This is a genomic window from Allokutzneria albata, from assembly GCF_900103775.1.
Classification (GTDB): Bacteria; Actinomycetota; Actinomycetes; order Mycobacteriales; family Pseudonocardiaceae; genus Allokutzneria; species Allokutzneria albata.
The window spans coordinates 8,223,097-8,240,530 of the sequence record NZ_LT629701.1 but is presented as its reverse complement, the minus strand read 5'-3'; the positions used below and the strand labels follow the sequence as shown (position 1 = coordinate 8,240,530).

10 protein-coding genes are annotated in these 17,434 nt (G+C 71.5%); 5 read left to right on the top strand and 5 right to left on the bottom strand.

Annotated features, from left to right (window positions below):
* Nucleotides 1-22: 22 nt before the first annotated feature.
* Nucleotides 23-1,987, bottom strand: coding sequence for a phosphocholine-specific phospholipase C (locus tag BLT28_RS37830; RefSeq protein ID WP_030428358.1), 1,965 nt, complete (start codon nucleotides 1,985-1,987; stop codon nucleotides 23-25).
* 313 nt (nucleotides 1,988-2,300) lie between these two features.
* Here BLT28_RS37830 and BLT28_RS37825 point away from each other — a divergent pair, with 313 nt between their 5' ends.
* Entirely contained in the window at nucleotides 2,301-2,498 is a 198-nt protein-coding gene (locus BLT28_RS37825; protein WP_030428359.1) for a hypothetical protein, read from the top strand.
* 35 nt (nucleotides 2,499-2,533) lie between these two features.
* Here BLT28_RS37825 and BLT28_RS37820 read toward each other — a convergent pair whose 3' ends face one another.
* A complete protein-coding gene (locus BLT28_RS37820; RefSeq protein ID WP_052407065.1) occupies nucleotides 2,534-4,099 on the bottom strand; it encodes a PP2C family protein-serine/threonine phosphatase in 1,566 nt (521 codons plus the stop codon).
* 289 nt (nucleotides 4,100-4,388) lie between these two features.
* Here BLT28_RS37820 and BLT28_RS37815 point away from each other — a divergent pair, with 289 nt between their 5' ends.
* The gene (locus tag BLT28_RS37815; protein WP_083383854.1) at nucleotides 4,389-9,092 is read left to right on the top strand and encodes a HAMP domain-containing protein; all 4,704 of its coding nucleotides are present in this window, start codon (nucleotides 4,389-4,391) and stop codon (nucleotides 9,090-9,092) included.
* A 12-nt stretch (nucleotides 9,093-9,104) separates the two neighbouring features.
* Here BLT28_RS37815 and BLT28_RS37810 read toward each other — a convergent pair whose 3' ends face one another.
* Entirely contained in the window at nucleotides 9,105-10,853 is a 1,749-nt protein-coding gene (locus BLT28_RS37810) for an ATP-binding protein (protein ID WP_030428362.1), read from the bottom strand.
* A 234-nt stretch (nucleotides 10,854-11,087) separates the two neighbouring features.
* Here BLT28_RS37810 and BLT28_RS37805 point away from each other — a divergent pair, with 234 nt between their 5' ends.
* Nucleotides 11,088-11,489, top strand: coding sequence for an STAS domain-containing protein (locus BLT28_RS37805; protein WP_052407066.1), 402 nt, complete (start codon nucleotides 11,088-11,090; stop codon nucleotides 11,487-11,489).
* Between the two features lie 19 nt (nucleotides 11,490-11,508).
* Here the strand turns inward: BLT28_RS37805 and BLT28_RS37800 are convergent, their stop codons facing one another.
* Nucleotides 11,509-11,847, bottom strand: coding sequence for a PepSY domain-containing protein (locus BLT28_RS37800; RefSeq protein WP_081900142.1), 339 nt, complete (start codon nucleotides 11,845-11,847; stop codon nucleotides 11,509-11,511).
* Nucleotides 11,848-12,005: 158 nt separating this feature from the next.
* Between BLT28_RS37800 and BLT28_RS37795 the strand changes: the two genes are divergently transcribed.
* Together BLT28_RS37795 and BLT28_RS37790 are read left to right on the top strand one after the other, a co-directional pair.
* On the top strand, nucleotides 12,006-13,025 hold the full coding sequence (locus tag BLT28_RS37795; protein ID WP_052407067.1) for a hypothetical protein: 1,020 nt from the start codon (nucleotides 12,006-12,008) through the stop codon (nucleotides 13,023-13,025).
* Nucleotides 13,026-13,236: 211 nt separating this feature from the next.
* A complete protein-coding gene (locus BLT28_RS37790) occupies nucleotides 13,237-13,938 on the top strand; it encodes an Imm1 family immunity protein (protein WP_030428367.1) in 702 nt (233 codons plus the stop codon).
* Between the two features lie 4 nt (nucleotides 13,939-13,942).
* On the opposite strand, the gene BLT28_RS37785 is transcribed toward BLT28_RS37790, so the two are convergent.
* Complete coding sequence (locus BLT28_RS37785; protein WP_052407068.1) at nucleotides 13,943-17,407, bottom strand: AAA family ATPase; 3,465 nt, start codon at nucleotides 17,405-17,407, stop codon at nucleotides 13,943-13,945.
* Nucleotides 17,408-17,434: the final 27 nt, after the last annotated feature.

Sequence of the window (17,434 nt, the reverse complement as noted above, 5' to 3'; positions counted from 1 at the left end):
GAGATCATTCTGAGAAGAGTTCTCAGGAAGCCCCAGCCCACGACGGCGACCCGTCCTCCGTACACCCCGCCAACCGCCGTCGAAACCCCGAAACCCCGACCGCGGTCACCTCGACGTCATACCACCCACGCGGCACGTGAACCCGCCCGCCACCGCGAACTCTCCTCTCCCCACCACCCATCCGCACCACAAACGTCGCATCCCCCACCAACACCAACTGCACCCCATGCGCCGAAACAACCGATGACACGGACAACCGCTCACCAGCGGTCCCGGAGAACTCGCGGCGAAATCCATTCGGCCCCAGCACGGTGAACCGATAGGCGTCAGCTCCAATGGACTCCGACACAACGCCCCGAACGTCGAAGTGCCGAACCGACGGAAACTCGCCCGCATACGGGTAGAGCGCCAGGTGCACGCTTGCCGACCCCGTGTTCCGCAGCGTCAACTGCGAACCCACCAGGAACGCGTCCGGCTGGTACGGCAGAGGCCGCGCCCGACGGGTTCCGGGTTCCTGCACGGGCATCGACTGCGTCGCGGGCGGGGTCGGCCGCCAGCGACCGGTGAACGGGGGCACGGGGTCCGGGCGGTGGATCGTGGGGCGGGGCGTGGTGCGCCTGAAGTCGAAGGCGGAGGTGAGGTCGCCGGACACGGTTCGCCGCCACGTGCTGATGTTCGGCTCGCGCACGCCGAGCCACCGCTCGACGAAGCGGATCATCGCGGTGTGGTCGAAGGTCTGCGAGCACACGAAACCGCCCACGGTCCACGGCGACACGACCGTCATCGGCACGCGCGGGCCGAAGCCGATGGGCTTGCCGTCGAAGTACTCGTCGGTCACCGACTCCGGCGGGCGCGGCGGCGGGACGTGGTCGAAGTAGCCGTCGTTCTCGTCGTAGGTGATGAACAGCGCCGTACGCGACCAAACGTCCACATTGGACGCCAAGGCGTCGATGATGTCGTAGGTCAGGTTGGCGCTCGACGCGGGCGAAGAAGCTCCAGGGTGCTCTGAGTCCACAGAGGACGGAACCAGGTAGCTCACCTTCGGCAGCCGCCCGGACTCGACATCAGCGCGGAACGCCGCGGCGAGCCCCTGGGGGCGAACCCGCAGCAGAGCGCGCTCGTAGAGCTGCCGCTCCGAAGCCGGAAGACCGCGCACGTTGGCATCCAGCCGCGCGAGCAACGTGTCTTGCTCACCGGGCGCGAGCTTTGCGACGGCTTCGTAGAAGGCGGTCAAACTGCGGAACCGATCGGGCAGCACCTTGCGCGCGATGTCCTTGAAGAGGGTGAAGAACTCCAGGTTGTTGTCCTGGAAGTTGTCCCATTCCTGGTACACGCGCCAACTGTGTCCCGCGGCTTCCAAGCGCTGCGGATAGGTCATCCACGAGTAGCCCGGGTGCTTGTCCTCCGCGTAGGCATCGTTGCCGATCGCGCGCTTCCCGTTGGTCTCGAAGCCCGTGTAGCCGCTGACCCAGTAGTTGCGGTTCGGGCTCGTCGAACTCGGCACGGAGCAGTGGTAGGCGTCGCAGATCGTGAACGTGTCGGCCAGCTCGTAGTGGAACGGCAGGTCTTTGCGGTCGTAGTACGCCATCGTGGCGGCCGTCTTCGCGCCCACCCAACCGTTGTTCCACCCGCCGTTGAGCGCTTTGTGGCCGCCTTCCCAGCTGTGGTCGAGGTCGCCGATGTACTGGATGTCCTTGCGGTTCGACGCGTCGCGGACCGCGAACGGGAGAACGCCCTGGTCGAACACCGGCCGCCCGTTCGGCAGCTCCAGCGCATTGCGGTCACCGAACCCGCGCACACCACGCAGCGAACCGTAGTAGTGGTCGAAGGACCTGTTCTCCTGCATCAGGAAGACGACGTGCTCGACGGCTCGCAGACCGCCGGGCCGGGGCGGGCTGGCCAACGCCTCCCGCAGCGACGGCGGGAGCAGCGAAGCCGCCGCGCCGAGCTTCAACGCGGTGCGGCGGGAGAACGACTGTGGGCGCATCCACACTGCCTACCGGATGCGAGCAAACCTCAGGTTGCGTGCGGCGGAACTGTTCGGCTCCCACCTCCCGGACCGTGACTGACAGCCGCCCTTACGTGCTACCTTGATTACCAAGTGTGAGGGGAGTACTCCCTCGCGGCGGCGTCGTCAGCACGGGCCTGAGCAGTACTCCCCGGCGCCGTCGGTCAGCTTCGCGCTGGCGGAGGAGACCTCCAACCGGTCAAGCATGCCTTGGTCTGGTTGGAGGGCACGAGAGGCTTCCGCTCAGGGGGAGCCGCTCAACCCGTTCAGCAGACGAGGCTGGAGGGTTGAGATGAGTCTCCTGCCGAGCGTTGATCCACTCCTGGTCGTCGGCCTGGTGTTCCTGCCCGCCCTGGCCCGGCTCGCCGGGCTCGCCATCGCGCTGCGCGGCACCGCTCCCCGGGAACGGCCTGCGATCATCCGGGCACTGGCGGAGTTCTTCCGCCTTGCTCCTCGTCGGCGCGGCGATCACCAGGCACGACGACGGTGACGAGCGCGCGGATGAACTGTCCGCAGTGGACGAGACTAGGGCTCCGCGCGGACCGCCAGGATGGCGACATCGTCGCGGTCGTTCTCGCCGGTCCACTCGTCGACCGCGCGCTCGATCCGTGCGATCACCTCCGCGGCGGGCAGGCCGACGCAGCTCGTCAGGACCTCGGTGAGCCGGTGCTGGCCGAACATGTGCACGCCGTCCGGGCCGGAGCGGGCCTCGGTGATGCCGTCGCTGTAGAGCAGGCACAGCTCTCCGGCGTCCAGCTCGACCCGGCAGTGCGGGAACCGCGCGTGCGGCAGGATGCCGACCAGCGTGCCGGGCAGGGCGACCTCCTCCACCTCGCCGTCGCGGCGCAGCACCAGCGGCGGCGGGTGCCCGCCGGAGGTCAGGTTGAGCCCCAGTCCCCGCCCGGAGCGGGCCATCGAGCCCGCGACCATCGTGGTGAACCGGCGGCTCTGCGTGGCCAGCAGGACGTCGTTGAGCAGGTACAACAACCGCGACGGGTCCTGCTCCACCAGGTCGAGCGCGGCGATCGTGTGCCGGACGCGCCCGGTCAGCGCGGCGGCCTCGGCCCCGTTGCCGCACACGTCGCCGAGCAGGAAGAGCGCGCTGTTGTCGGCCCTCAGCCGCACGTCGTAGAAGTCGCCGCCCACGCCGAGCGGGCCCCGTGCCGGGCGGTAGGCCGCGCTCAGGTCGGCGCCGGGGACCACCGGCAGCTCGCGCGGGAGCAAGGTCGTCTGCAGGCCGGTGATCGCCCGCTCGTACTCCTCCCACTTGTGCGCCCGCGCGATCGCCAGGTCGGCGCGCGCGGCGAAGTCGACCAGGGTGCGGTGCCGCTGCCGGTCGTAGCCGTAGCGCACGGAGACGACCAGCGCGCCGATGCCCTCCCCGTCCCCGGGCAACGGGATCACCAGCACCTCACCGTCCATTTCGGACAGCCAGGGCAGCGAGGCGACCTCCTCCGAGGACATCACCCGCGCGCCCTGCACGTGCCCGGCGAGCGCGGCCGCGAGCACCGGCGCGGTGCTCGGCGAGGGCCTGCGCGCCCGGCCCGGATCGGGCCGCCCGGACCTCCACCACCGCACCCGTCCGCGCGGGATCGGCAGGACCACGACGACCGCGTCGCCCAGTACGGGGACCGCCAGTTCGGCGATCTCTCGCGCCGTATGGGGGACATCGCGCAGCGCGGCCAGCCGCAGCCCGGCCTCGTTGAGGAAGCGGGAGTCGGTCGCCTGACCGGGCTCCGCGGGCTCCTCCGCGGCACCGGGCTCGGTGTCCAGCACGCGCCAGGAGTGCCAGCCGCCGCCCAGCTCGCGGCGGCGCACCCGCAGCCGCATGCCCCGGTGGGTCAGCTCGAACTCCGCGTCCGGCGCGGCGGCGACGGTGAACAGGGCGCTGCCCGTCGGCTCCGGCCGCCTGCCGATCACCAGGCCCGGGAACAGCGACATCGCCGCCTCGTTGGCGACCTGCACCCGCGCTTCACTGTCCTGGACCACCACGGCGCCGTCGGCGTCCGCGACCAGGGCCCGCACCATGTCCAGGGACACGGTCTGCACCGACGAGCCGCCGGGCAGTGCGCGCGGTTCGGTGTTGCTCACCTGTGATGCCTTCGGTCGGCTGAAGAGACTTGGCTGTGGGGAACTGACAGGTGGGAAGACTCGGGGCAAGGGCGGAGGCCAGCCTAGCCGAGTACCCGGACACGGGGACTGGTACACGAGGGCGATCTCCCCCGGCCGGACGAGTGGCTGGTCCACACTGTCCGGCGGACGTGGGACCCTGGGGCCTTCCCACCCGATTCGGCCTGGAGGTGTCGTGGAGGAGCGGTCCGTGCGGCGGGAAACCCGATCTTCGACGGACGAGGTGGCGCTGGAGCGCCTGCTCACCGCGATGACCGATCTGCGCGACGGCAACTTCCGCAGGCGGCTGCTGCCCGCGGGCGACGGCGTCACCGCGCGCCTCGCCGAGGTGTTCAACGAGATCGCCGAGCGCAACCAGCACCTGGCGGGCGAGCTGCTGCGGGTCCGGCAGGCGGTCGGCGAGCACGGCAGGCTGGACGCGCGGCTGGACCCGGGCGCGGCCGGCGGCGGCTGGTCGACCGCGGTGGCCGCGGCCAACGGGCTGGTCGACGACCTGGTGCGGCCGACGGTGGAGCTGAACCGGGTGCTGGTGGCCGCGGCCGAGGGCGACCTGTCCCAGCGCATCCCGACCCGGCGCGGCGGCGGCGAGATCGCCGAACTGGGCATCACGGTGAACCGGCTGCTCGAACAGCTGTCGGTGTTCGCCTCCGAGGTCACCCGCGTGGCCCGCGAGGTCGGCACCGACGGCAAGCTCGGCGGCCAGGCCGACGTACCGGGCGCTGCCGGGATGTGGCGCGACCTCACCGACTCGGTGAACGTGATGGCCTCCAACCTGACCGGCCAGGTGCGCAGCATCTCCACCGTGGCCTCGGCGGTGGCCAACGGCGACCTCAGCCAGCAGATCCGGGTCAACGCCAGCGGTGAGGTGGCCGCGCTGGCCGACACGATCAACTCGATGACCGGGACGCTGCGCACGTTCGCGGGCGAGGTCACCAGGGTGGCGCGGGAGATCGGCTCGGACGGCCGCCTCGGCGGTCAGGCCGACGTACCGGGCGTGGCGGGCACCTGGAAGGACCTGACCGACAACGTCAACTTCATGGCGGGCGCGCTGACCGCCCAGGTCCGCGACATCGCCACGGTGGCGTCCGCGGTGGCCAACGGCGACCTCAGCCGCAAGATCAACGTCGACGCGCGCGGCGAGATCCTGGAGGTCAAGAACACCATCAACACGATGGTGGACCAGCTCTCCGCCTTCGCCTCCGAGGTCACCCGGGTGGCCCGCGAGGTGGGCACGGAGGGCAAGCTCGGCGGCCAGGCCACGGTGCCCGGGATCGCCGGCACCTGGAAGGACCTGACCGACAACGTCAACTTCATGGCGGGCAACCTGACCACCCAGGTCCGCAACATCGCCTCCGTGGCGACCGCGGTGGCCAAGGGCGACCTCAGCCAGAAGATCGACGTCGACGCCCAGGGCGAGATCCTGGAGCTGAAGAACACCCTGAACACGATGGTGGACCAGCTCTCCGCCTTCGCCTCCGAGGTCACCCGGGTGGCCCGCGAGGTGGGCAGCGAGGGCCGCCTCGGCGGTCAGGCCCAGGTGCCGGGCGTGGCGGGGACCTGGAAGGACCTCACCGACAACGTCAACTTCATGGCGGGCAACCTGACCAGCCAGGTCCGCAACATCGCCCAGGTCACCACCGCCGTGGCCCGCGGCGACCTGAGCCAGAAGATCGACGTCGACGCCCGCGGCGAGATCCTCGAACTCAAGAACACCCTCAACACCATGGTCGACCAGCTCTCCGCCTTCGCCGACGAGGTCACCCGCGTCGCCCGCGAGGTCGGCACCGAGGGCATCCTCGGCGGCCAGGCCCGGGTCCCGGGCGTGGCGGGCACGTGGCGCGACCTCACCGACTCGGTGAACTTCATGGCGGGCAACCTCACCAGCCAGGTCCGCAACATCGCCTCCGTGGCGACCGCGGTGGCCAAGGGCGACCTCAGCCAGAAGATCGACGTCGACGCCCGCGGCGAGATCCTCGAACTCAAGAACACCCTCAACACCATGGTCGACCAGCTCTCCGCCTTCGCCGACGAGGTCACCCGCGTCGCCCGCGAGGTGGGCTCGGACGGCAGGCTCGGCGGTCAGGCGACGGTGCCGGGCGTGGCGGGCACGTGGCGCGACCTCACCGACTCGGTGAACTTCATGGCGGGCAACCTCACCAGCCAGGTCCGCAACATCGCCCAGGTCACCACCGCCGTGGCCCGCGGCGACCTGACGCAGAAGATCAACGTCGACGCCCGCGGCGAGATCCTGGAGCTGAAGAACACGATCAACACCATGGTCGACCAGCTCTCGGCCTTCGCCGACGAGGTCACCCGGGTGGCCCGCGAGGTCGGCACCGACGGCAAGCTCGGCGGCCAGGCCCAGGTCCGCGGCGTCGCGGGCACCTGGAAGGACCTCACCGACAACGTCAACGTGATGGCGGAGAACCTGACCAACCAGGTCCGCAGCATCGCGACGGTGGCCGCGTCGGTGGCGGGCGGCGACCTGAGCAAGAAGATCGTGGTCGACGCCAGCGGCGAGGTCGCGGCGCTGGCCGAGACCCTCAACGGCATGGTGGACACGCTGCGCGCCTTCGCCAACGAGGTCACCCGCGTTGCCCGCGAGGTGGGCACCGAGGGCAAGCTCGGCGGCCAGGCCAGGGTGCCGGGCGTGGCGGGGACCTGGAAGGACCTCACCGACAACGTCAACTTCATGGCGCAGAACCTGACCAGCCAGGTCCGCAACATCGCGCTGGTCACCACGGCGGTGGCCCAGGGCGACCTGAGCAAGAAGATCGACGTCGACGCGCAGGGCGAGATCCTGGAGCTGAAGACGACGATCAACACGATGGTCGACCAGCTCTCCGCCTTCGCCTCCGAGGTCACCCGCGTCGCCCGCGAGGTCGGCACCGAGGGCATCCTCGGCGGTCAGGCCGAGGTCATCGGCGTCTCCGGCACCTGGCAGCGGCTGACCGAGAACGTCAACAACCTGGCGGGCAACCTGACCACCCAGATCCGGGCGATCGCCGCGGTGGCCACCGCGGTCACCGCGGGCGATCTGACCAGGCAGATCGACGTCGCGGCCTCCGGCGAGGTGGCCGAGCTGAACGAGAACATCAACCTGATGATCGCCAACCTGGAGGAGACCACCAAGGCCAACCAGGAGCAGGACTGGCTCAAGACCAACCTGGCCCGCATCTCCGGGCTGATGCAGGGCCACCGCGACCTGGGCGCCGTCGCCTCGCTGATCATGAGCGAGCTGACGCCGCTGGTCTCGGCGCAGCGCGGCGCGTTCTTCCTGGCCCGCACCTCCGCGAGCGGGCGGACCACGCTGGAGCTGACCGCAAGCTACGGCGGGCAGGGCGCCGTGGACCCGAACAAGACCGTCACCTCGGTCGCCCTGGGCGAGACGCTGATCGGCCAGGCCGCCAAGGACAAGAAGACGATCCTGGTCACCGACGTGCCGCCGGGCTACGCGCGCATCTCCTCCGGGCTGGGCTCGGCCACCCCGACCAACGTGATCGTGCTGCCGCTGCTGTTCGAGAGCCAGACGCTGGGCGTGCTGGAGCTGGCCTCGCTCGGCGAGTTCACCCCGGTGCACCTGGACCTGCTGGAGCAGCTCAAGGAGACCATCGCGGTCAACGTCAACACGATCCTGGCGAACTCGCGCACCGAGGAGGCGCGGCAGGAGCTGGAGGACCGGGCCCGGCAGCTGGCCACGGCCTCGAAGTACAAGTCGGAGTTCATGGCGAACATGTCGCACGAGCTGCGCACGCCGCTGAACAGTGCGCTGATCCTGGCCAAGCTGCTGGCCGACAACCTGGAGGGCAACCTCACCCCGAAGCAGACCGAGTTCGCCAAGACGATCTACTCGGCGGGCAGCGACCTGCTCCAGCTGATCGACGACATCCTCGACCTGTCCAAGGTGGAGGCGGGCAAGATGGAGGCCGAGCGGACCACGGTCCAGCTGCGCGAGCTGCTGGGCTACGTGGAGTCGCTGTGCCGCCCGCTGACCGTGGAGAAGGGCCTGGAGTTCTCCGTCGTCGTGGCGCCCTCGGTGCCGGAGACCCTGCTCAGCGACGAGCACCGGCTCCAGCAGATCCTGCGCAACCTGCTGTCCAACGCGGTGAAGTTCACCCACACCGGCGGGGTGGAGCTGCGCATCCGGCACGCCGAGCCCGCCGAGGTCAGCACCCCGGAGCTGCGCACGGCGCCCGGACTGCTCGCGTTCGTGGTCTCCGACACCGGCATCGGCATCCCGCCGGAGAAGCTGGCGGTGATCTTCGAGGCGTTCCGCCAGGCCGACGGCACCACCAGCCGCAAGTACGGCGGCACCGGCCTCGGCCTGTCGATCACCAGGGAGCTGACCCAGCTGCTCGGCGGTGAGCTGCAGGTGCACAGCGAACCGGGCCGGGGCAGCTCGTTCACCCTGTACCTGCCGCTGGACTCCGCGGTGCCCGACCCCAACGGCGTGCCGACGATCGCCCCGGTCGAGACGCCCGCCGAACTGCCCCCGGCGCCGCGCCCGCAGCCGATGGTGATCGAACCGGCCGCGCTCGCCTCGATGCAGACCTCCGCCCGCTTCCACGGGGAGAAGGTGCTCATCGTCGACGACGACCTGCGCAACGTCTTCGCGCTGAGCGCGGTGCTGGAGATGCACGGGCTGCACGTGGTGTTCGCCGACAACGGCGTCGCCGGCGTGCGGGCGCTGGAGCAGTACGACGACATCGCGCTGGTCCTGATGGACGTGATGATGCCGGAGCTGGACGGCAACGCCACCATCGGCGCGATCCGGGAGATGGCCAGCCACGAGGACCTGCCGATCATCGCGGTGACCGCCAAGGCCATGCCGGAAGACCGCAAGCGGACCCTCGCCGCGGGCGCGACCGACTACGTGACCAAGCCGGTGGACACCGAACTGCTGCTCCAGCTGATCGCCACGCACCTGGAACCGGAGAACGCCCAGAGCCCCTGAGCCCCGCGCGGGTCAGCCGGGGATGACGGTGGCGACCTGGTCCAGGCCGGTGATCGACAGGACGCGGTGGGGCAGCGAGCCCTCGGGCACGAGCACGGTGAGCTTGCCGCCCGCCGCGGTGGCCTGCAGGGCCAGCTCGAAGAGCACCCGCACCCCCGTGCTGTCCACCAGGCGCACCCCGGACAGGTCCACGGTCAGCGGGGCCGAGCCCGCGCGGCTGAGCTGCTGGAGCCTGCGGTGCACCTCGTCGGCGTCCACCGCGTCGAGGATTCCGCCCAGCCGCACCAGGACCGCGTCGTGGCTGTTGTGCACCTCGAAGGTCACGGTGTCGGCGTCGGTCTCCTCGGCGACGGGCGGGTCCACCGGCTCCGGCTCCTCGGCGAGGCGGGCGCGGCCCAGGTGCCGGGACATCCGGACGACGGTTCCGCCGTCGCCGCGCCGCACGTCCAGCTCGTCCATCGAGCTGCGGATCAGGTGCATGCCCCGGCCCCGGTGCTGGTTCTCACCCGGATCGGTGGTGCGCCACTCCCCCTCGTCGGCGATCTCCACCACCAGGTCGCCGTCCCCGCGCACCTCGGCGGTGAGGCGCACCGGCCCGGGTTCGCGGTCGCGGTAGGCGTGCTCGATCGCGTTGGTGGCCGCCTCGCCGACCGCCAGCTGCAGACCGAGGACCTCCTCGGCGTCCAGGCCGATCCGCGCGGTCCACTCGCGCAGCGCGCGGCGGATCGTGGCCAGCTGTTCGGGCGCCGCGGTGACCGCGATCGACAGCGGGGGTGTGCGGGAGGGATCGGTCCCCACCACGAGCAGCGCCGCGTCGTCCAGCGCGGCACCGCCGTCGAGCACGGCGCCGATCAGGTGCGAGCACACGCTCTCCACGTCGCGGGGCACTCCACGCAGCGAGTCGGCGAACACCCCGGAGTTGAGCAGACCGTTGGAGTACAAGACGAAGACGTCACCCGCGGCGATGCCGACGGTGTGCGCGGGCGGGCGCTCGCTGGCCAGTGCGAGCGGTGGGCCGATCCGCCAGGACAGCTCGCCCGCGTCGTGCTCGGTCAACAGCAACGGGCGGGGGTGACCGGCACTGCCGACGCTCAGTTCGCCGCGTGCGGGGTCGATCACCGCGACGCACACCGTGCTCCCCGCGGCCCCCGGGACGTGCGCGGCGAGGCGGTCCAGCCGGGCGATCACCCCGTCGACGTCGTCACCGTCCAGCAGCGCGGAGATCGCGGCGCCCCGCAGCTGCGCGGTGACCGCCGTGGCTGTGAGCCCGGCGCCGACCACGTCACCGAGCAGCACCGCGAGCCTGCCGCCGCCCACCGCGAGGGCGTCGTAGAAGTCCCCGCCCGCTCGTCCGGGCTGCGTCGCGGCGACGTAGTGGGCGGCCAGGTGGTAACCGGGCACGACGGGCAGGGTCGCGGGCAGCAACCGGTTCTGGGCGGCCGCGACGGCCCAGCGCGCCGCGACCTCGTCCACGTCGACGACCTGGACCAGACAGCCGATGACGGCTCCCGCGGCGTCGCGGTGCGGGCCGACCAGAGCGACGCGGGTCGGAGCACCGGTGAGGCCGACCCGGGTGGGGCGCCCCGTCTCCAGCACCGTGGCCAGCGCGGCCAGCAGCTCGGGATCGGTCAGCGGCGCGGGGTGGGCGGCCGCCCTGGAGTTCGCCGCGACCACCTCGGTGCCCGGCCCCGCCAGCAGCCACACAGCGCCCGGGAGGTCTTCGATCGGGAACGGCGTGGCGAGACCGGGACGGTCGGGCACGGTGCCTCCATGATCACGCTCGGCGGGCGCGGGGACTCTGCGGTGACCGCACCACGGGCATGGTCCGGTACGACACCCCCGGTGGGGAAGAGCCGCGGGGAGGTGGACCGCCCAAGCAGGTTCGGCTCAGCCTATAGACTCTGGCGACGGTGGTTTCACGCGGCACGCGGCTGATTTCGTGTCGAGACCTCCCCAGGAGAACGCTGCACCACACAGCGGCGACGAGGAGCACAGATGACCTGGCACGCCGATCGGCACGCCCGGGGTGAGGGCGGGGACGGTCCCGACGCGGGCGAGCTGATCCAGCTCTCCGTGCGGCCGCTGCCGGGCGGTGCGGTGGTGCACGTCCGCGGTGAGATCGACATGCTCAGCGCGGCCCCGCTGCGCCAGGAGTGCGCGGGCAGGCTCGACGGCGCCGAGGCGCTGCTCGTGCTGGACCTGTCCGAGGTGACCTTCCTCGGCTCCTCCGGGCTGTCCGTGCTCGCCGAGACCGCGGAGCTGGCCAAGGCGCGCAACAAGCGGCTCCGCCTGGTCTACCAGGGCCCGGTCGTCGGCAACCCGCTCTCGGTCACCGGCATGGACACCGAGTTCGACTCCTACGAAACCCTCGACCGCGCCCTCGCCGACCAGTCCTGACCAGCGCCGCGGCCGCAGATCAGTCGTTGTCCAGGTCGGGCAGGATCTGGCCGGTCTCGGCGTCCACGTCGAGGTCGCGGCGCTCGTTGCGGTCGTTGACCAGGTCCACGTCCCAGATGCGGCGGCCCTCGTCGGTGTCGAGGTCGATGGCGGTGACGCGGAAGCCGGGGGCGGCCTGCTCGGCGAGGCGGCCCGCCTGCTCGCGGTCGATCTTCGGCGGGGCCGGGGCGGGCGGAGCGGGCGGCTGCGCCTGGGTGGCGGGCAGGGGAACGGTCGGCGCGGTCTCCGGCGGCGGAGCGGGCGAGCACCCGGTCACGGCGGCGAGCACGACCAGGGCACATACTCCCCTGAAGATCATCTTTCATCACACTTTCGGGTAGAGCGCGGAGGGACTGCTCGCGGGTGAACTACCCGGCAACACGCCGGTTCACCGCGTTTTCCACCTGATCAGGGCACACCTGGCGGTCCAGGAAGGCCCGGCGAGGGCTGCTCCGGGTGACCGCTACGGTACCGGGCGTGATCAGCACGAAGACTCGCCGGCGGCAGGGCTCCGCCGGGCAGCGACCGGTGGCGTCCTCGGTCTGGATCCGGCCCGCCCGCGTGGGTGAGGGCAGGCAGGTCGCGGCCCTGCTGCCGAACGACCCGTCGACCGCGGAGCTGCTGCGCTCCTCCATCGAGGCCGACCGCGCCGACGGCACCAACGGCACCGAGCTGCTGGTGCTGGTCGCCATCGACCGCAAGACCGAGCGCATGGTGGGCATGGGCGCCGCCGGTGTGCCGAGGCAGTGGATCGCCGCGCTGAAGCTGCCGCAGCAGGCCGCGCGCCTGGTCGCCAGGACCATGGTCGCCGTCGGCGCGCTGTCGGTGGTGCCCGAGGCCATGCCGCAGAAGCTGATCCCGCGCGTGCTGAACCGGCTGGCCGACCACTACCGCGAAGCGGGTTTCCAGTGGATGGCCGGGCACTGCGCGACCGGTGCGCCCGGCTGGCTGGACCACCTGGTGGAGTCCGGGTTCACCGTGGGCGACAAGGGCGTCGGCATGCGCCTGCAGTCCGCGCTCTGGCCGATCCCGGCGAACCTGGTGACGCAGCCGACCCAGCACGCGTTCTTCCGCCGGCTGGCCGAGGAGCCGACCGTGCTGATGACGTTGCAGGGGGTTCCGCTGCAGCTGCGCGAGGGCGCCGCGCCCACCGTTCCCGCTCCCGCCGCGCCCGCCCCGGTCGAGCAGGCCCAGGCCGCCGCCGCGCCCGCGCCCGCTCCCCAGGCGGAGGCCAAGGCCGCCCCCAAGCCCAAGGCCGCCGCTGCCAAGGCCGAGGCGAAGCCCAAGGCCGAGGCAGTGACACCGTCGGAAACGGCGGAGCAGACCAAGGAGCAGGAGCAGGCGGACACCATCCGCACGGTCCGCCGCCGCGTCTCGGCCGCCAAGGGCCGGTTGACCCGCGCGCTGGACAGCGGCGACGAGGACCGCATCACCGCCGCCCGCGCCCACCTGGCCACGCTGGAGAAGCAGGCCGCCTCGCTGGGCATCGCCAACTAACGCCCCAGCCGGGGTTCGGGCGTCTTCAAGTCCCCGAACCCCCACCCCGGAGGTCGCCAACCGCCCCCAACCCCGCGTGGGTCGGGGGCGGTTCGTGCTGGACGGATCATTCGGTGCGCAGCGGACGATGGTGGGGAGGGCTGACGCTTTCGGCGGTTGCACTCGTGGTCTCCGGCGCTACGGTCGTCGGTGATCATGACGAGGGGGTTCCATGTCGACGAGTTCGATCGGTGCCGTCGCGGCGCGACTTGATGACGTCCGCAGCACGCTCGGCGCGAGCCTGACGACGTTAGGCCAGGTCGAAGAGCAGCTGGAGGAGTACGCGGGCGCGCTGGCCGCGCTGGGCGAGGGCAGCACCGCCGACGACCTGCGCGAGGCGACGGCGCTGGCGGTGACCGCGCGGGAGGACCTGCTGCGGGTCTTCCAGCTGGGCAGCACGGCGGACAAGTCGCTGGAGCGCTTCCGGACACGCCTGACCGGGACCGGGACCGGGACCGGGGCCGGGGCCGTGGGAGCCACCCGGACGAAGGAGGCGCCGCCGAAGAAGGAGGCAGCGCCGGATCGGGAGGTCGCGGCGGCGGTGGAGCGGGCGCGAAAGGGCGACCAGGCGCCGGTGCACGCCGCGAAGCAGGACGAGCGCCGCTACGTGCAGATCGACGTGGACCACGAGCGCAAGATCGGCGCGTTGTGCTACGTCGGACCACGCGAAGAGGACAGCACCGAGGTCGGCACGTGGGTGACCAAGGGAGCGACGCGTGAGCAGGACGAGCCGCCCCTCTACATCGACCGCGCGGCCAAGCGCGAGTTCCCCCGCAACGCCGCAGTGCCCCTGGACAAGCTGCGCCAAGCGCTCACGGAGTTCCGCTCCACCGGCCGCCGCCCGCGCTGCGTGGACTGGCAGGACCACGACTAGCGGATCACAGGTACTGGCCCGCGTACTCCTCCCGAGCCGGGGCAGGCGCCGCGACGATGTCGGCGGGCAGCAGCTCGCGGACGTCTTCGCCTGAAGCCAGAACACGTTCGGCCTGGAGCGCCAGCGCGCGGTCGAGCAGGTTGCGCACAACGCGGCCGTTGCCGAAGGACTCGCCGCGCGGGATCGACCGCAGCACGCGAAGGACCTCCTCGCGCACCGACTCCCCCAGGACCAAGCCCGCCGAAGACGCCATGTGCGCGAAGATCTCCAGCAGCTCGGCGTCCGAGTAGTCCGGGAACCGCACAGTGGTCGGGAATCGTGAAGCCAGGCCGGGATTGGCCGCGAGGAAGCCGGTCATGCGGTCCGAGTAGCCCGCGACGATCACCACGATGTCGTCGCGGTGTTCCTCCATCAACCGCAGCAGCTCCGCGATCGCCTCGGGCCCATAGGACGTGTGCGCGTCGCCAGGGGTGAGCGCGTAAGCCTCGTCGATGAACAGCACGCCGCCGAGCGCGCTCTCCACCGCGGCGCGGACCTTCGGCGCGGTCTGGCCGACGTACTCGGCGATGAGATCGGCGTGGGAGACCTCGACGAGGTGCCCCGACGACAACAGCCCGAGCCGCGCGTACACGGCGGCGATGAGCCGGGCCACCGTGGTCTTGGCCGTGCCGGGGTTGCCGGTGAAGACCAGGTGCCGGGTGGGCGAGACGACGGGTAGTCCGGCCGCTCGGCGCAGCCCGTCCGCCCTGGTCTCGGCCACCAGGAGCCGGACCTCGCGCTTGACCGACTCCAGCCCGATGAGGCTGTCGATCGCGGCGAGCGGGTCCTCGGCCAGCTCGGTGCGGACACCGGCGCGCGCGGTGTCCGGGACGTCCTCGACCAGGATCTCCTGCAGTGACTCGGTTTCGTCGACAACGCCGTCAGCGAGGATGCGACGCGACTGCGCGGTGACCGAGCGCTCCAGCAAGCTCAGAGCGAGTCGCGCTCCCGCAGTGTCCGGGCGCGCCGAACGCACGACCTCGCCGACCTTGGACAGCACGCCCGCGCCCAGCGTGAAACCGGCATCGGCGGCCTTGACGCCGTAGAGCGTCACCGTCTCCTCGGTGGTGAGGGCGGGGAAGCGGACGACCTTCTGGAAGTACTCCGACAGCTCCGGCGAGGACTTCAGCAGGCCGTTGACCGCGCCCTCCGGTCCACAAAGGACGACGACCAGATCTTCTTGGTGCGCTTGGACTCCGGCCAGCAGCGCGTCGACGACGTCGCGACTGCGGGCCTTGTCGATGTCCGTTCCGGGACGCGCGAGGTTGCCCGCGTCCTCGACGCACAGCACGCCGCCCAGGGCCCGGTCGATCGCCCTGCGGACGTTCACCGTGGCGTCGCCGAGGTGTTGCCCGGCCAGGTCGGCGCGGTCGACGCTGACCAGGTGTCCCGACGACAGCAAGCCGAGGTCGGCGAACATGCCGCCGAGGATGCCCGCCACCATCGTCTTCCCCGTTCCGGGGCGGCCGGTGAAGACCAGGTGCGGCGGCCGGGCCGATGCGGCCATCCCGGCGTCGCGGCGCAACTTCGCCGCCCTGGCCTCCGCGGTGACCAGCGCCAGTTCCGCCTTGACCGGTTCGAGGCCGAGGCACGCGTCCAGCCCGGTCCACGACCGGCCGGGGCTCGCGGGGAGATCGGCGACGGTCACCGGGTCGCTCCCGGCGGACGCCACGGCACGGTCGGCCAGGTGCGCCATCAGGCGAGCGCCGCGCAGGTTCAACGAACCGGCCAGTCGGGCCGCGGCCGCCGCGGCTTCGTCGAGCACCGTGCCGCCGCGTTCGGCGACCGCCCTGCGGAACAGCTCCGCCCGATCTGCCTCACCGAACTCGCGGGTGCGCGCGATCCGGAAATCGTTGTGCAGAGCCGGATTCGCCTGCTCGACGCGGATGTCGCCGCCTGCCCGGCAGAGCGCGATCACGTGCACGTCGGGCTTGTGGCGCAGGACGCGGCGCAGCTCCTCCAGCGCGACCGCGCCGCACCGCCGGTAGTCGATGATCCGGTCGAGTCCTTGCACCACAAGGAGATCACCGGCGACCAGCTCGCGCGTGCGGGTGAGGACGTGCAGCGCGGCCTCGCTCGCGCTCATGTTCGCGAAGACCTGGTCGGAGATGTGCACGACCGCGGGCTCGGCCAGCGTGCGCCGGACCAGGTCGACCGCGGTCATCCGCCCGGTGCTCTCCGGACCCGCCACCAGCAGTCGAACCGGTTTCCCGGTGCCCACGACGGAACGGAGCGCGGTGGCCAGCTCCGGCTGGCCGACGAGGCGGGCGGCGATGTCGGCGGGTCGTTCGACGCCCGCGACGAACTTGGCCAGCAACGGGTTCATCGCCCGGCGCGGCGCGCACAGCATCCGGAGATCACGCTGGAAGGGGGTGACCGGGATGGAGCTCTCCGGGTTCACCGCGCGCCCCGGCAGGCCCTGCACCGCGCCGGTGACCCTGATCGCCATGTCCAGCCACGCGCGGCAGGCTTCGGCCTCGCCCTCCAGGACCGCCCGCGCCAGCCAGGACCGGACGCGCGCGTGCCAGGTGTCGGCGTCGAACTCCTCGCGCAGCTTCCAGAACACGGCCTGAACGCGGTCGTACGTCGACACGCCGAGGGGCACGGCCAGCTCCGCGGGCACCTCGGCGGCCTCGGCCTGCGCCAGCAGGCAGGCGAGCGTCACCTCGTGCTCGAAGCGGAAGTCGGTGCCCGGCAACGGTCCCGCGCTCGCCGCTCCGGGCGCGTTCTCGATCAGCCGGGTGTGCGCGGCGAGGAACCCGGTGCAGGCCCAGTCGAGGTACCCGGCGGGCCCCGTCAGCTCGGGCAGCACGGACAGGATCTCCGGCGTGGCGCGCTCGGACCACAGCCCGGGAAGCGACTCCAGCGGCGCGATCAGGTCCTGCTTCGCCAGCGCGGGATCGGCGGCGCGCATGTCGTGGAGCGCGATCAAGGCTCTGCGCCGCGGTTCCAGGGGTTCGATTCCTTCGAACACGTCGAGGCAACGGCGCGCCAGCCCGAGCGCGAGTTCGCGCTTCTCCGGGTCCTCGCCGGTGCTGTCGAGCAACCAGTACGCGGGCGGCAGGTACGGAGTGTCCGCGGACGACCACAGCCAGCTGCGGTGCGGTTTCCTTGGCTGGTCGATGAAATCGCTCATCGTCTCGTAAGCGACGTCACACGCGGTGCCCGCGCAGAGCGCGACCGAGCCGATGAGGAACTGCACCAGGGACCACAGTTCCGCGCCGATCACGGTGGTGCTCTCGGCGAAGAACTCGGGCAGTTCGACCGCCAGCCGCTCGGCCGCGGGATCGTCGTTCAGCGCGACCGCACGCGCCCTGACCTGCTCGTACAGCCCGTCCGGGACCCGCCACGGCCCGTGTGAGTACAGGTCGAGCACGGGTTCGTCGGAGAGCAGCAATCGGAGGTGCTCGGGCAGCGTCGGGCGGTCCACCGGCGCGATGCTACGGAACGGCCGCCG

Excerpts from the sequence above, each read along its gene's own strand:
- BLT28_RS37805 (WP_052407066.1), top strand. The coding sequence starts at position 11,088 with ATGACCTGGCACGCCGATCGGCACGCCCGGGGTGAGGGCGGGGACGGT.
- BLT28_RS37800 (WP_081900142.1), bottom strand. The coding sequence starts at position 11,847 with ATGATCTTCAGGGGAGTATGTGCCCTGGTCGTGCTCGCCGCCGTGACC.
- BLT28_RS37825 (WP_030428359.1), top strand. The coding sequence starts at position 2,301 with ATGAGTCTCCTGCCGAGCGTTGATCCACTCCTGGTCGTCGGCCTGGTG.
- BLT28_RS37815 (WP_083383854.1), top strand. The coding sequence starts at position 4,389 with ATGACCGATCTGCGCGACGGCAACTTCCGCAGGCGGCTGCTGCCCGCG.
- BLT28_RS37830 (WP_030428358.1), bottom strand. The coding sequence starts at position 1,987 with ATGCGCCCACAGTCGTTCTCCCGCCGCACCGCGTTGAAGCTCGGCGCG.
- BLT28_RS37790 (WP_030428367.1), top strand. The coding sequence starts at position 13,237 with ATGTCGACGAGTTCGATCGGTGCCGTCGCGGCGCGACTTGATGACGTC.